Raw genomic sequence first — 14,325 nt, forward strand, 5'->3', positions numbered from 1 at the left:
GCTCGCTGCTCCTGGGTGCATCGGCCGACGTACGTATAGGTCCGAGCTATGCCAGCAGATGGTCCCATCACTCTCTCAAGTCCGGATCCGTGATGGCCTCCAGCAAGTGTCCGTTGAACAGGGTTTATTGATGAACTGCTGTCTTCACTCTAGACGCCAACGCGAGCAACCCCTATAAATTCATCCGATGTCACTGACAGGCGCTGACCTACGGAACGCTTCCGAGGTGCCGACGGAACTGACGTCCCTGCATGCGCCCTGCCCCTCCCCATCACGCCTACAGGATCCTGGAGCCGCACCGTGTCCTCTGCGCCCCTGAGCAGACGTTCCCTGATCAAAGCTGCCGCGCTAGCCGGAGGCGTCGTGGCCTTCGGGCTGCCTCAGGCCCTGTGGCCTACGCCCGCCCAGGCCTACACCGTCCCGTCCAAGATGGACTGGTGGTACCAGGCCCGGTTCGGCATGTTCATCCACTTCGGCTCCTACTCCTACCTCGGCCACGGCGAATGGGCCTTCTCCTCCGAGAACTGGTCCAAGTCCGCGTACCAGACCCAGGTGTCGCAACGGTTCAACCCCACGGCCTTCAGCCCCGCGGCCATCGCCCAATTGGCGGCGGACGCCGGTATGAAGTACCTGGTGATCACGGCCAAGCACCACGAGGGCTTCGCCATGTGGGACTCCGACGTGCCCAGCTTCACCGACACCACCGGCACCAAGCTGTACAACCTGCACGACTACGCCGGCGTCCAGGGAGATCTCCTGGCGGCACTCAAGACCGAATGTGAGGCGAGGGGCGTCAAGTTCGGCCTCTACTACTCGATCCTGGACTGGAACCATCCCTCCCAGACCATCAGGAGCGGTGGCGTCACCACCATGGCCTCCCAGGCCGCCCGTACGAGTTACATCGCCGACATGAAGGCCCAGTTGCAGGAACTGCTGGACCGGTACGACCCGGCCCTCCTGTGGTTCGACGGCGACTGGTTCGGCGAGCCCTCCAGCCCCACGCTCCAGGACTGGTGGCTCAAGTCGGACGGCGTGGACCTCTACAACTGGCTGATCGCCCGCAAGCCCCAACTCGTCGTCAACGAAAGGGTCAAGCGGGACCTGGGGCTCGGCGACTACGCGGTCGCGGAGTTCGGTGTGCCGGCCGCGCCGTTGGAGCGCCAGTGGGAGCGGTGCGACACCATGAACGGCGCCTGGGGCTACAACGCGGGCCGGGAGAACTCGTACGGCCCCGTGAAGGATTTCGTCCAGGAGCTCGTCACCTGCGTCTCGCGGGACGGCAACTTCCTGCTGAACATCGGTCCCAAGGGAGACGGTTCGGTCACTGCCGGATCCGTGACCGTACTTCAGGGCCTGGCCTCCTGGATGGCGACGTACGGCGACAGCGTGCACGGAGCCACGGCGAGCCCTTTCACCACCGACCCCAGCTGGGGAAGGGCCACCAAGAAGGACGGCAAGCTGTACGCGCATGTCTTCGCCTGGCCTTCGGGCGGCGTGCTGCAGATCCCGGCGCTCACGAACACCATCAGCCGCGTCTACCTGATGAACAACCCGTCGGCCTCACTCAGTTACACCGTCAGCGGCGGCCAGATCAACGTCACCGTGCCGACCGGCGCGCCGGACGCCAACGACTCCGTGGTGTGCGTGGAGGTCAGCGGGGTCCCGACGTCCGCCGGCGCGGGGCGGGTGACGGCGTTCAAGGACGTGAACTATTCGGCGGGGAGCGCGGTACTGACGCTGGGCAGCTATACCTCCTCCCAGCTGACGGCCGCGGGGGTGGGGCCGTCGGCCATCTCGTCGCTGCGGGTGCCCCAGGGGTTCCGGGTGACCGGCTACTCCGGCGACAACTTCACCGGCACGACCTGGAACTTCACCGCCGACACCCCCGACCTGCGCACAACCGGCAACAACGACGCCATCGCGTCACTCAAGGTGACGTTGAATCCGGCCACGTACTTCCGGCTCATCAACGTCACGGACGGTCTCGCCCTGGACAGCGGTGGCAATGTCGCGAGCGGCTCGAACCTCAAGCAGTGGACTCCGGTCGACAGCACCAACCTCCAGTGGCAGGCCGTCGACCTCGGCAACGGTTACTACCGGCTGGTCAATCGCGCCAACGGCATGGTCGCCGACGGCTGGGGCTCGACCGACAACGGCTCGCCCGCCCGGCAAGCGGCCTGGAACAGCGGCTCCAACCAGCAGTGGCAGATCACCGACCGCGGCAACGGCCAGTACTCGATCGCCAACCGCGGTACGGGACTCGTTCTCGACGGCGGTGGCCAGGTGACCTCCGGCTCCGTGACGAAGCAATGGACGTGGACCACCAGCACCAACCTGCTGTGGACGCTTCAGCCCGTGTCCTGACCGCCCGCCGCGTCGGCGCCGCCCCACACCTGGTCGGCGGCGCCGGCGTTCGCGGTGGTGCCGGCGCCACGCCACCGCGAACGGCCGCGACCGGATCGGGTGCACCGAAACCCCCGCCACGAGCCGGTCACCGCTGTCCCGCCGAGGACGTCAGGAGCGTGCTGCGGGCTCTCGGGCCACGGCTGGCCCGCCTGGAGTACGACGTGCCCGACCAGGACCTGCGGATCCCGTTGAACCGCATGCCGGCCCGTGTGCGCAGCGGCTTCGTCATGGACGCCGTAAGGGTGCCGAGCGGGGCGCCGTCGACGGTCTCGGACTGTCGCTGCCGTGCTGGCGGACGCGTTGCAGGCTGTGCTGGTATCCGGGCATGGACAACAACAGGCGCGTGCTGATCGTCGCCTATGACGGTGCACAGATCCTCGACATTGCCTGTCCCAGTGGCGCGTTGGACATCGCCAACCGGTACGGCGCCGAGCCGCCGTACTCCATCGAGCTGGGGACCCTGGGGCGTCGGGTCGCCCGTAGCTCGGCGGGGATTCCGATGGGCGCGGGGCAGGGGCTGGAGACGGTCGCGGGGCAGCTGGACACCCTGTTCGTGGTGGGTGGCATCGGCTGTGAGGACGCGGCGTCGGACGAGTCACTACTGGGCCAGGTGCGTCGGCTGGCCCGGCTCAGTCGACGGGTGGCGTCCGTCTGTACCGGTGCCTATGTGCTCGCCGCCGCCGGACTGCTGGACCACCGGCGGGTGACGACCCACTGGGGGTGGGGGAAACGACTTGCCGAACGTCACCCCGCCGTGGCCGTGGACGTCGCGCCTCTCTACATACGCGACGGCAACATCTACACCTCGGCTGGGGTCACCAGCGCACTCGACCTGACGCTGGCGCTGATCGAGGACGACCACGGGCCGACGCTGGCCCGTGCCGTCGCCCGAGAGCTCGTCACGCACCTGCACCGGCCGGCCGACCAGGCGCAGATCTCCATGTTCCTGGCCGCTCCGCCGCCGGAGAACCGGCTGGTGCGGGACCTGATGGGCCATATCGCCAGTCATCTGGCCGAGGACCTCACCCCCGCCACCCTGGCAGCGCGGGCGGGAGTCAGCCCTCGGCACCTGACACGCCTGTTCACCGCGCACCTCGGTACGACTCCGGCCCAGGCCGTGCGCGTGGCGCGTACCGAAGCGGCGGCGCATCTGGTGCGTTCCAGCGGACTGCCGATGACGGCGGTCGCCCGTCGATGCGGTTTCGGGTCGGCGGAGACGCTGCGGCAGGCGCTTCTGGACCACTACGGGGAGACGGGGGACAGGATTCGCAGGATGCCGGACATGCCGACTGCGCGCGTCGCGTCGAAACAGGAGACTCCCGGGCCATGAGGCATTCGACAACACGCAGAAACGTACTCCGGGGGACCGTGGCCACGGCCGCCCTCGCCGCCACGGGTGCGGCCGCGACCGGGGCGCACGCCGATCCGCGGGGCGGCGCCGGACCGAACATCGGAATCCTGCTGTACGACGGCTACAGCCTGCTGGATCCGACCGGTCCGGCCGAGGTGCTCTCCCGGCTGCCGGACGCGACCGTCACGATGATCGCCGAGCGGCGCGGCGCGGTCCTCACAGACACGGCAGACGTGGCCGTGGTCGCCGAGCGGTCCATCGACGAGGTGGACCGTCTCGATGTCCTCCTTGTGCCGGGCGCGGGCAACCGCGGCACTGTCGAGGCGATGAACAACGAGGCGCTCCTGCGCTGGATCCGCCGGATCCACTGTCACAGCCGATGGACGACCTCCGTGTGCACCGGCAGCATCATCCTTGCCGCGGCCGGGCTGCTGGGTGGAAGGCGGGCGACGACCTACTGGGCTTCCGCCGAGTACCTCCAGTCCACCTTCGACGTGACCTACCTCCCGCAGCGCTACGTACGCTCAGGGAAGATCATCACCGCGGCCGGGGTGTCGGCGGGAGTGGACATGGCCCTGTATCTCGCCTCCCTCATCGCGGACGACGACACGGCCAAGGCGATCCAACTCGCCGTCGAATACGACCCCCAGCCCCCCTTCGACGCCGGAAACGCCGCAGTCGCCAGTCCCCAACTGAAGGAGAGAGCACTGGAGTTGCTGGCCGCCTCGCAGGTGTAGCTGAAGGGCGGAGCCGCTGAGGGGACCGGCACCTCCTGCGTCATCGTCCTCGGCGCCGTTGCCTGGATCGTTCGTGCCCGTCCCTCCCTCACGTTGCGAACAGCTTTTCCGGTGAAGGGTCCCCGGCAGCCGCCTCCGGCCCAAACCCCACGCGGCTCGACAGGGGGCATACGGCGAGCCCTCTGTGGATCCCGACCCCCGATGCGCGGAGCACGTCTGTTTTCAGCCATGCGTCTGTAACGTCCGTGCACGGAAAGGTACTTCCGCGCGGGAGCATGCACCTGACATCTTGCATCCACCACTCGTTTCGTACGGCCGGCCGGTGCCTTCGGCACGGCCGGGCCGTCTCCGGAGGACGCATTGATACCCCACATATTCAGCCGCCCCAGACGCACGCTGGTGCTGGCGGCCACGTTCGGCGCCGCCCTTGCGTTCGGCGCCCCGGGCGCCCTCGCGGGCACGCTCCCCGTCGTCCCCTCCACCGCGCCGGCCGCCAAGGCCCACGCTCCGGCCGCCGCACCGGCTTCCCAGAGTGCGGCCTGGGTGGCCGGCACACGCGCCTACCTCGTGATCACCGCCCCCGGTGACAGTTCGGCGGTCCGCTCGGCGATCACGGCCAACGGCGGCACCGTCTTCTCGAACTTCGACGCCATCGGCGTGATCGTCGCCCACTCGGCGTCCAGCACCTTCGCCGCCACCATGCGCGGCGTCGCAGGCGTGCAGCAGGTCGGCGCCACGCGCACCTCGGACGTCCCGGCCGCCGCCTACGACCCGGCGCTCCCGCCCAATCCGGCCCAGGCCTCGACCCCGGCCGGAGAGCCGGTCCGGGCCGACATGAGCCAGATCAAGGCCGACCAGGCCTGGGCCGTGAACCCGGGCTCCGCCTCCGTCAAGGTCGGCATCCTGGACACTGGTGTGGACGACCAGCACCAGGACCTGGCGCCCAACTTCGACGCGGCCGACTCGGTCTCCTGCGCCTACGGCAAGCCCGACACCCGTACCGGCGCGTGGCGGGACGTCGACACGCACGGCACCCACGTCGCGGGCACCGTCGCCGCGGCCAAGAACGGCAAGGGCGTCGTCGGCGTGGCACCCGGGGTGAAGATCGCCGCGGTCCGTGTCGCCGAGCCGGGCAACTCCTTCTTCTTCGCCGAGAACACCATCTGCGGCTTCGTCTGGGCAGGTGACCACGGCTTCAAGGTCACCAACAACAGCTATTACACGGACCCGTGGCAGTTCAACTGCCCGGACAACATCGACCAGGCCGCCATCATCGAGGGCGTCAAGCGCGCCCAGGAGTACGCCGAGAGCAAGGGCTCCCTCCAGATCGCCGCCGCGGGCAACGAGAACTACGACCTCGCCCACAAGACGACCGACTCCGCGAGCCCGAACGACTCGACGCCGGTCACCCGCACCATCACCAACGCATGCCTCGACATCCCGACCGAGCTGCCGGGCGTCGTCACGGTCGCGGCCAACGGCACCGGCGTCACCAAGGCCTCGTTCTCCAATTACGGTCAGGGTGTCATCGACGTCGCGGCACCGGGCAGCAACGTGTACTCCACCGTCCCCGGCGGCGGTTACGGCAGCAAGAGCGGCACCTCGATGGCCACCCCGCACGTGGTCGGCGTGGCCGCACTCCTCGCCAGCGCCAACCCGGGCATCACTCCGGCGCAGCTCCGCACCAAGCTGGCCGAGCAGGCCAACGACATCGGCTGCCCCTCGGACAGCCGCTGCACGGGCTCGACGGCCAACAACTCGTTCTTCGGCGAAGGACAGGTCGACGCTCTCAAGGCCGTCGGGACCACCCCGCCGCCCGGACAGTACTTCGAGAACCTTGCGGACTTCGCCGTCAACGACAACGCGACCGTGGAGAGCCCGATAGCCGTAACCGGGGTTACCGGCAACGCCCCGGCCACCCTCAAGGTGGGCGTGGACATCAAGCACACGTACATCGGTGACCTGAAGGTCGACCTGGTGGCGCCGGACGGCACCGTCTACACGCTGCACAACCACACCGGCGGCGGCACCGACAACATCGCCCAGACCTACACCGTGAACGCCTCCTCAGAGGTCGCGAACGGCACCTGGAAGCTGCGCGTCAACGACAACGCCGCCTCCGACACCGGCAAGATCGACGCCTGGAACCTGACCTTCTAGCGCAGGGCCCGGCAACGCCCGCGGCCAGCGCTGCGAACTGCTGGGCCGCACCGGGCACATGGGCCCCGGCGGCGGTGTACGCCGCCGCCGGGGCCATCATCCCGGAGGCGTCCAGGAAGGCCGCGGACACGGCACCGCGGGGTGCCGGCCGGCTCGATCAGAGCCCACCAGGCAGTTCAGGACTCGGCATGCAGTACGAGAACGGCCACGTCGTCGGTGCGTTGTCCGGCTGCTCCGGCCTTGCTGAGCAGGTCGTCGATGAGCAGGTCCAGGTCCCGCTCGTCCGCCCGGGCGAGGTGGTGCGCGAGACGGTCGAAGGAGTCGTCGAGATCGACTCCCGGTGTCTCGACGAGGCCGTCGGTGTAGAAGACGAGCATCATGCCCGGAGTCAGTGGGATCTCCGTCAGGGGAAAGGTGGCGTAGGGATCGATTCCCAGGAGCGGTCCCGGCGGAACGACCACGGGTCGGGTGACACGGTCGGGCAACCGCAGCAGGGGTGGCGGATGGCCGGCGCTGGCCAGCAGCACCCGTCGGCGGGTGAAGTCGAAGTGGGCGTAGAGGCAGCTGGTGAAGAGTTCGGGGGCCAGGTCGGTGAGGAGCCTGTTGGTTCGGGCGAGGACCTGATCGGGAGGCGTACCGAGGGTGGCGTGCGCGTAGACGCCGGTGCGGACCTGGCCCATCAGGGCGGCGGCGGCGACGTTGTGTCCCTGGACGTCGCCGATGACGGCCGCGGCCGCTGTGTCACCGAGACGGATCAGGTCGTAGAAGTCTCCGCCGATGTCCATGCCCTGGGTCGCGGGCAGGTAGCGGGCGGCTACGCGCAGTCCGTCGATCCGGGGGAGGACGCGCGGCAGCAGGGCCTGCTGAAGGCCGTGGGCGAGGGCATGCTTGGCGTCGTAGAGGCGGGCTCGGTCCAGTGCCTGGGCTATGAGGCCGGCGAGCGACGTCAGCACGGCGCGTTCCTCGGCCGGGAAGACGTGAGGCTGGTCGTACGACAGGATGCAGCAGCCGACGGGTCTGCCGGAGATGATCAGGGGCAGGAAGGCCCATGCCTGCTTCCCGCTGACCTGCGGCGCCTCCGGGTAGGTGCGGTTCATCTCGTCCGGGTCGGCGAAGAACGCGGGGATGCCGCTGCTGAGGGCGCGCCCTGCCGGGGTGAAGGCGGTGTCGAGTGGCAGTCCGTCGAGGCGCTCGATGATGTGGGGGTCGTAGCCGCGGTGGCCGGTGATACGCAGCCGGCCGGCCTCTGCGGTGGACACGACCAGGCCCTGGGCGCCGAAGGCGGGCATGATCTGGTCGGCGATGAGAGCGATGACGTCCTGGACCCCGACGACTTCGGTCAGGCCCGCGGCCAGGTGAGTGAGTTGGTACAGCCTGCCCGCACCGGCCGGTGTGACGGTCCGCGTGGAGCGGTCGGGCGCCGGTGACGGCAGAGCCGGTGCACCGCTGGGGACGATGCGGACGCTGATGCCGCTGGCGTCCGGGAAGAGATGGAAGTCCAGCCACTGGTCAGGTGGACGGCACGCGGTGAACGACACGGGCTCGCGGCTGATCACGGCAGCTCGGTAGCGGTCCTCGTAGGTGGGATCGTCCAGCCAGCGCAACGACTGCCACGGCAGGGTGCCCAGCAGCCGGTCGGCATCGCAGCCGAGCAGTTCACAGGCGCCGGAACTCAGGTAGGTGAACCGGCCCTCAAGGTTCAGCGCGCAGCTTCCGCCCGGCAGACGCTCCGCGAAGTCGGCGGCGGCCATCGCCGGGCTCCCGGGTCGGCGGTCCACCGGGACGACACGGAGCGGTTCGTCACCGGAAGGCGCCTTTCCGGGCACGGCGGTTTCCTCCAGCACCCGGGCCAGCCGTCGGCAGCTCGACGCGATGTGCCCCCGCTCCCGTGCGGTCATGTACGGCGGACGAGTGGCCGGCCACATGAGCAGCAGCGCCCCCCAGCGCCGACCGTCGGTCACCGGGGCGGCGACCAGGGCCAACGGGTAGGGAAGCACCACCGCGGTGCGCGGATAGGCGCGCACCATCTCTTCCTGGCTGCTCACCCATACCAGGCGGTTCTCACGAACCGCGACGGCCACCGGTGCCGGAGCGGCCAGCGGTATCCGGGCCCATGGTGCGGCGAACTCGGACGGTGCCCCGCACAGCACGTCCAGACGCAGCAGCCGTTCATCCGGCGTGATCAGGTACAGAGCGCCGATGGACGCCCCGGTTCGGCGCACGGTCTCCGCGAACACGGCATCCAGATCGTCGCTGTCGGCAACGGCCGGATCTCCCGCGCTGGTCACGAGGCACCTCCAGCGTCGCGGGGCATTCAGGAACGGCTGGGCGGTCCGGGACCTCCTGGGACACGGCATCTGCCGACCAGGCCGTGCCGAACTCGCCTTAAGAGGACGCTACGCCCTTGAAAAGCGACCGGCACGCCGTCCCACGGAGGCGTACGGGCCGCCCTGTCGATCCATCACGCGTACCGGTTTCGGGTCGGACCCACATGCCTGAGCCAAGATCGGGCTCGGTCCGAGGCCGGATCCGGGTGGGTCCGAGGCCGATCGGGTTGGTGTCGGGGCATCCTCAGGACGCCCTGACACCCGCCTCACGGCCTGATGTCACTGCCGTACTGCACAATGCGCGGAAAGCGAGATCAAGATCGCTTGCACTGGGTAAGCGATCTCGAGTCCCCCGCGGCAGAAAGGCCACCGTTGATGCAGTCCACGTTCGCCACCCAGGGAAGTCTGACGAGGCTGGCGCCTGGTCGCAGCCGGTACTCCCCGCCGCTCGATTCCCCGGCCGTCGATGCGCTGCGCGTCATGTCCGACCCCCGCACCCCCGTCTTCCTGACGGTGCATGCCGACGGCCGCCGCAGGTACAGCTACTGGCAGCCGTTCGACCCGCACACCGGCAGGGGCAGCTGCTACGTCGCCCTGCCCACGGCCGCGTGCGACGCGTTGCACCACGCGGCGAGGATCAGTCTCGGCGAGCCCGTGGTCGATCCGGCCAGGACGACCTACCGCGTACGACCCGTCCGGACCCAGGCCGCTCCCGTGCCTTCCGTCCGTCCGGTACGCACGGTGTCCCAACGAGCGCGCGTGGCCTGACGATCAGGCGCAAGCTCGACGGCGGCGACGCGAAGGTCAACGCTCCCCCTTCCTCCTGTCGCCCGGCGGGACGGGGGACAGCGGGACGCCCCTGGCCCCAAGCCACTCGCCGGCTCCTCGTCGTTCACCAGGGCCTGCGGCGGGGAGCGAGCCGTCGCAGCGTAGTGGTTCTCTCGTCGATGCAGCTCAGTGCCGGAGTCTGAGATGGTGGTGGGCACAGCGGGCGTGGTGCGATCGCTGGATCAGGTCACGTGCGACAGATGTTCATCGACCACGCAGCCATTGAGTGCCTCCGTCGCGTGTGCCGGCCGGGACCGACAAGTCGTCGGTTTGTTTCTTCCAGGGGCAGAGGGCGCGCATGGACATTCGGCAACTGGAGTACTTCCTTGCGATTGTCGACCGCGGTGGGTTCAACCGTGCGGCTTCGGCCCTGTACGTGTCGCAGCCGTCGTTGTCGCAGGCCGTGCGGGCACTGGAGCGCGATCTCGGTTCCGAACTGTTCCATCGGATCGGACGCAGAGCGGTTCTGACGGAGGCAGGAAGGGCCCTGATCGAGCCCGCCCGGGAGGCCGTGAGGAGTCTGCAGACGGCCCGGGCGAGCGTCGCGGCGGTGCACGAGCTGCGTCAGGGGCGCCTGGACGTGGCATCCGTGCCGTCGCAGGCGGTGGAGCCGCTGACGAGTCTGGTGAGTGCCTTCAGCCGCCGGTACCCCGGCGTCTCCGTGGCCATCAAAGCGGCGTTCACCGCGCGTGATGTGGTCGACATGGTGCGCACGGGTGCCGTGGAACTGGGGCTTCTGGCGTCCACCGGGCCGTTCTCCGACAAGGAGGTCGTCTCCTACGCGCAGGAGCGGCAGCGCTTCGTGCTGATGGTGCCGGCCGACGGCCCGTTCGCCGACCGGACGGCGGTGGACTGCCGGGAACTGGCAGGACAGCGTCTGATCGTCGCGCAGCCCGGTACCGGGCTGCGTGCCTACGTCGACGCGCTGCGGGAGCAGGGCATCGAGTTCACCATCGCCGCCGAGACGGAGCACCGCGTGTCGCTGATGCCTCTGGTGCTGGCCGGGGTGGGACTCGCGGTGGTCATGGATTCCTGGCGGGACCTCGCCCGGCGGCTGGGTGCCCGCGTCCTGGACATCGAGCCGGAGACCAGCTTGGACATCGCTCTCGTCAGCCGCCGCGGCAGTCTGTCGCCGGCGGCCGCCGCGTTCGTCACGGCCGCCGCCTCGGCCGCCTCCGGCTGATAGGCGCCCCTTATCAGGGATATCCACTTTCCGTCTTGGACGCCCCGTGGTCAGCCTTGCTGCAATCGACGCCATGACGACGAACCACCGCATTGCCCTGATCCCCGGCGACGGCATCGGCGCCGAGGTACTGCCTCCAGCACAGCGGGTGCTCGATGTTCTGGGCCGCCGCCACGGCTTCAGCCTGTCCTACACGTCGTACGACTGGTCGTGCGAGCGGTACCTGCGGGAGGGCGCCATGATGCCCGCCGACGGGATCGACCAGCTGCGCGACAAGGACGCCATCCTGCTGGGCGCCGTGGGATACCCAGGCGTGCCCGACCATGTCTCGCTGTGGGGGCTGCTGATCCCGATCCGGCGCAGCTTCCGCCAGTACGTCAACCTCCGGCCCGTCCGTGTCTTCGAAGGCATCGACAGTCCGGTGCGCGGCGCACGGCCGGGCGAGGTCGACATCGTCGTCGTGCGGGAGAACGTGGAGGGCGAGTACAGCGAGATCGGCGGACGGCTGAACCAGGGCACGGCCGAGGAACTGGCCGTCCAGGAAGCGGTGTTCACCCGGGCCGGGGTGACCCGGATCGCCGACTACGCGTTCGCGCTCGCCGCCCGCCGCCGAGGGGGGCTCATCTCCGCCACCAAGTCCAACGGCATCATCCACACCATGCCGTTCTGGGACGAGCTGATCGCCGAGCGGGCCGCCGAGCACCCCGGCGTCACCTGGGGCCAGGAGCACATCGACGCACTGGCGGCCAAGTTCGTCCTCGACCCCGCCCGCTTCGACGTCGTCGTCGCCTCCAACCTCTTCGGCGACATCCTCAGCGACCTCGCGGCCGCGGTCGCCGGATCCATCGGCATCGCCCCGGCGGCCAACCTCAACCCCGAGCGGGACTTTCCGTCGATGTTCGAGCCGGTGCACGGCTCCGCACCCGACATCGCGGGACAGGGCATCGCCAACCCACTGGGCGCGATCTGGTCCGCGGGCCTGATGCTCGACCACCTCGGCCATCCCGCCGCGGCCAGGGACATCACGGACGCGATCGCGTCGGTCCTGGCCAAGAGCGAGATCCGCACCCGTGACCTGGGCGGAAGCGCGACCACGGCCGAGTTCACGGACAAGCTGATCGAGCTCCTCTGAACCGTCTCCCCAGGCGGCCGGCGGGCGCCAGGGACGACGACGCCCGCCCGCCACCCGGCACACCTGCGCGCTGCCCTTTCCCGAGGCGAGCCCCACCGGCCCCCTGCCGCAAGGGGCCGTTCCAGGGCCCGGATGCCCCGTTGCTCGACGAGGAGGAACGCTATGGCAGCACCCGTCCCCGCGGCCTGCCCAGGCCGAGCCTGCCAAGCGGCCTGGTGCAGGGCGCTCCGCGGCATCGGCAAGGTCGACTGCCCCGGCCCTGTGCCGGGCTGATCTGATGCCGGGTGTGCGTACCCTTCCTCCCGCCCCCTTGCCGATCGCGTGACCTCACTGGCGAGAGGGTCACGCGCCGGGAGCAGGAGCCTCGCCCGCGTCCAGGACCAGCACCGCGACATGCAGGGACGTGCGTTCCAGACCTGATTCCAGGTCGCAGCCGAGGAGCCGTTCGATGGTGTGCAGGCGCTGGTAGTACGCCTGCCGGGACATGCCGACGTGTTTCGCCGCGACCGACTTGTTCCCGGCCGCCGCCAGATAGGCGCGCAACGCCGGGAGCAGGTCGCCGCCGTTGCGGTCGTCGTGCTCTATGAGGCGGGTCAGTCGCCGTTCCGCGTACCGCTGGAGACGGGTGTCGTCCCGCAGGACACCCAGCAGGTCCGGCAGCCGGACGTCGGCGGGCACGTAGAACCACCGCTGCGGGGAGGCCGGTGTGATGGCCTCGGCGGTCTGCTCCGCCTCCTGCCACGACCGGGCGATCCCGCCGAGGTCGGTCACCCCGGGGCCGACGGCGACGACCGCGCGCGGTCCGAGCTCCTCCCGGGTCAGACGGCCGATCCGCTCGGCGACCGGCTGCCACGCGCTCGCCTGTGCCAGCGCCATGAGCACGCCGATCCGGCCCGGTGCCGTCTCGCCGACCAGGGCGCGCACGCCTGTGTGCGTCAGTGCCTTCGCGATCCGTTCGTCGAGGTGCTCGTCCTCGGTGCCGGTACGCGGGTGGCGGATGACCACGGCGAAGAGCCGGTGTCCGAAGGTCGGGAGCCCCAGGGCCTCGGTGCGGGCACGCGCGTCGGCGGCGGAGCGGAAACGACGCTCGTACAGGTCTCGCAGTACGGAGCGGTGGGCCCGGCGCTCCCACCAGGCCTGCCCCGCCAGGCGCGCCATGGTCAGCGCGACCGCGGCGCTTTCCAGCACCAGGACGTGTTCCGGGTCGGGTTCGGCGTTCAGCCGGCCCTCCAGCAGGACCAGCCGCCCCCACGGACCGTGGTGGTCCTGCACCGGCGCGATCAGCCACCCTTCCGGGCCGCTCGGCGTGATCCTCTCCGGTGTCGGCGCGGCCCGCGACCGCCGCGACCAGGCCGACACGACCGGTTCGTACGGCCGGCCCAGCAGTTCGCACATGAGGACGCGGTGGGTGAGATCCTCCAACACCACGGGTGCTCCGGTGAGTTCCGCGGTGGTGTGCACCAGTTCCTCGGCGTCCGCTCCCCGCAGCGTCAGCGCGGTGAAGATGTCCTGGATGTCCCTCCCGCGGCGCAGTAGGGCCCCCTGGGCGTCGAGGATGAGCGCGTGCACGGTCTGCGTGACGTCGATGAACCGTACGCCCCGGGCCAGCTCGACCAGGGGCACGTCACGAGCGCGGCACGCCGCCACCAGCTCGTGGGGCACCTTCTGGTACCGGTAGCCGAGCTCCACGATCAGGCCGGCCGCGCCGACGTCCGCGAGCTGGTCGACGTAGCCGCGCAGCTCGGAGGCGTCCTCGGGATGCGGCATACCGGTCGTCAGTACGAGCTCGCCGCCCTCCAGGAAATCCGCGGGGTTGAGTAGCTCGGTGACATGCACCCAGCGCACCGGGCCGTCCAGTTGTGACTCCCCGGCCAGCACCCGCGGCATCCCCTCGGCGAGCACGGGAAGGAGCAGTACCTCCCTCAGGGTGGGGAAGTGCCCGGTTGCGGTGGGTCTGGGCGGCATACGGGGTCTTTCGTCTGAGGAGGTCGGGCTTACCTTCGCACCGGCCACTCACCATGACAAGAGGAGCGCCGACATCGGTGCACCCCGGCCGTCCGCGGTGACAGACCGTCTCGAGAAGACCCCAAGGTGGAACACAGTGTGGGTTGACCTGCAGGTTCCGCCGGGCCGAGAGTGAACGCCATCCCCAGCAGGATCCGAACCGGAAAGGTCCGCACAGGGTCCGCACCATGCAGGGG

The 14,325-nt window shown here is 69.7% G+C and carries 9 protein-coding genes; 7 read left to right on the forward strand and 2 right to left on the reverse strand.

Annotated elements, in window-relative coordinates; all coding sequences use genetic code 11:
• The first annotated feature begins 300 nt into the window (after positions 1–300).
• The 4 genes from AQI94_RS30905 (at position 301) to AQI94_RS30920 (ending at position 6,654) form a co-directional block, all read left to right on the forward strand.
• Positions 301–2,364 carry an alpha-L-fucosidase gene (locus AQI94_RS30905; protein ID WP_031056676.1) on the forward strand — a complete coding sequence of 688 codons (2,064 nt, stop codon included), beginning with the start codon at positions 301–303 and terminating at the stop codon, positions 2,362–2,364.
• Between the two features lie 385 nt (positions 2,365–2,749).
• Positions 2,750–3,736 (forward strand): GlxA family transcriptional regulator, encoded by a 987-nt coding sequence (locus AQI94_RS30910; protein WP_107064328.1) that lies wholly within the window; start codon positions 2,750–2,752, stop codon positions 3,734–3,736.
• Entirely contained in the window at positions 3,733–4,494 is a 762-nt protein-coding gene (locus tag AQI94_RS30915; RefSeq protein WP_031056672.1) for a DJ-1/PfpI family protein, read from the forward strand. Before AQI94_RS30910 ends, AQI94_RS30915 begins: the two co-directional genes overlap by 4 nt.
• Before the next feature lie 399 nt (positions 4,495–4,893).
• Entirely contained in the window at positions 4,894–6,654 is a 1,761-nt protein-coding gene (locus AQI94_RS30920; protein ID WP_031056671.1) for a S8 family peptidase, read from the forward strand.
• A 176-nt stretch (positions 6,655–6,830) separates the two neighbouring features.
• On the opposite strand, the gene AQI94_RS30925 is transcribed toward AQI94_RS30920, so the two are convergent.
• Entirely contained in the window at positions 6,831–8,942 is a 2,112-nt protein-coding gene (locus tag AQI94_RS30925) for a SpoIIE family protein phosphatase (RefSeq protein ID WP_031056670.1), read from the reverse strand.
• A gap of 519 nt (positions 8,943–9,461) precedes the next feature.
• Between AQI94_RS30925 and AQI94_RS30930 the strand changes: the two genes are divergently transcribed.
• From AQI94_RS30930 to AQI94_RS30940, 3 genes are all read left to right on the forward strand, one after another.
• Positions 9,462–9,749, forward strand: coding sequence for a hypothetical protein (locus tag AQI94_RS30930; protein WP_318658122.1), 288 nt, complete (start codon positions 9,462–9,464; stop codon positions 9,747–9,749).
• A gap of 358 nt (positions 9,750–10,107) precedes the next feature.
• Positions 10,108–10,992, forward strand: coding sequence for a LysR family transcriptional regulator (locus AQI94_RS30935; RefSeq protein ID WP_031056667.1), 885 nt, complete (start codon positions 10,108–10,110; stop codon positions 10,990–10,992).
• A 73-nt stretch (positions 10,993–11,065) separates the two neighbouring features.
• A complete protein-coding gene (locus AQI94_RS30940) occupies positions 11,066–12,124 on the forward strand; it encodes a tartrate dehydrogenase (RefSeq protein WP_031056665.1) in 1,059 nt (352 codons plus the stop codon).
• A 342-nt stretch (positions 12,125–12,466) separates the two neighbouring features.
• Here the strand turns inward: AQI94_RS30940 and AQI94_RS30945 are convergent, their stop codons facing one another.
• Complete coding sequence (locus AQI94_RS30945; RefSeq protein ID WP_078902905.1) at positions 12,467–14,089, reverse strand: PucR family transcriptional regulator; 1,623 nt, start codon at positions 14,087–14,089, stop codon at positions 12,467–12,469.
• Between the last annotated feature and the right edge of the window lie 236 nt (positions 14,090–14,325).

The organism is Streptomyces pseudovenezuelae (assembly GCF_001513955.1).
Classification (GTDB): Bacteria; Actinomycetota; Actinomycetes; order Streptomycetales; family Streptomycetaceae; genus Streptomyces; species Streptomyces pseudovenezuelae.

What these genes read in the sequence shown, in the direction of transcription:
- AQI94_RS30915 (WP_031056672.1), top strand. Translation starts at nt 3,733, where the DNA reads ATGAGGCATTCGACAACACGCAGAAACGTACTCCGGGGGACCGTGGCC.
- AQI94_RS30930 (WP_318658122.1), top strand. Translation starts at nt 9,462, where the DNA reads ATGTCCGACCCCCGCACCCCCGTCTTCCTGACGGTGCATGCCGACGGC.
- AQI94_RS30935 (WP_031056667.1), top strand. Translation starts at nt 10,108, where the DNA reads ATGGACATTCGGCAACTGGAGTACTTCCTTGCGATTGTCGACCGCGGT.
- AQI94_RS30940 (WP_031056665.1), top strand. Translation starts at nt 11,066, where the DNA reads ATGACGACGAACCACCGCATTGCCCTGATCCCCGGCGACGGCATCGGC.
- AQI94_RS30945 (WP_078902905.1), bottom strand. Translation starts at nt 14,089, where the DNA reads ATGCCGCCCAGACCCACCGCAACCGGGCACTTCCCCACCCTGAGGGAG.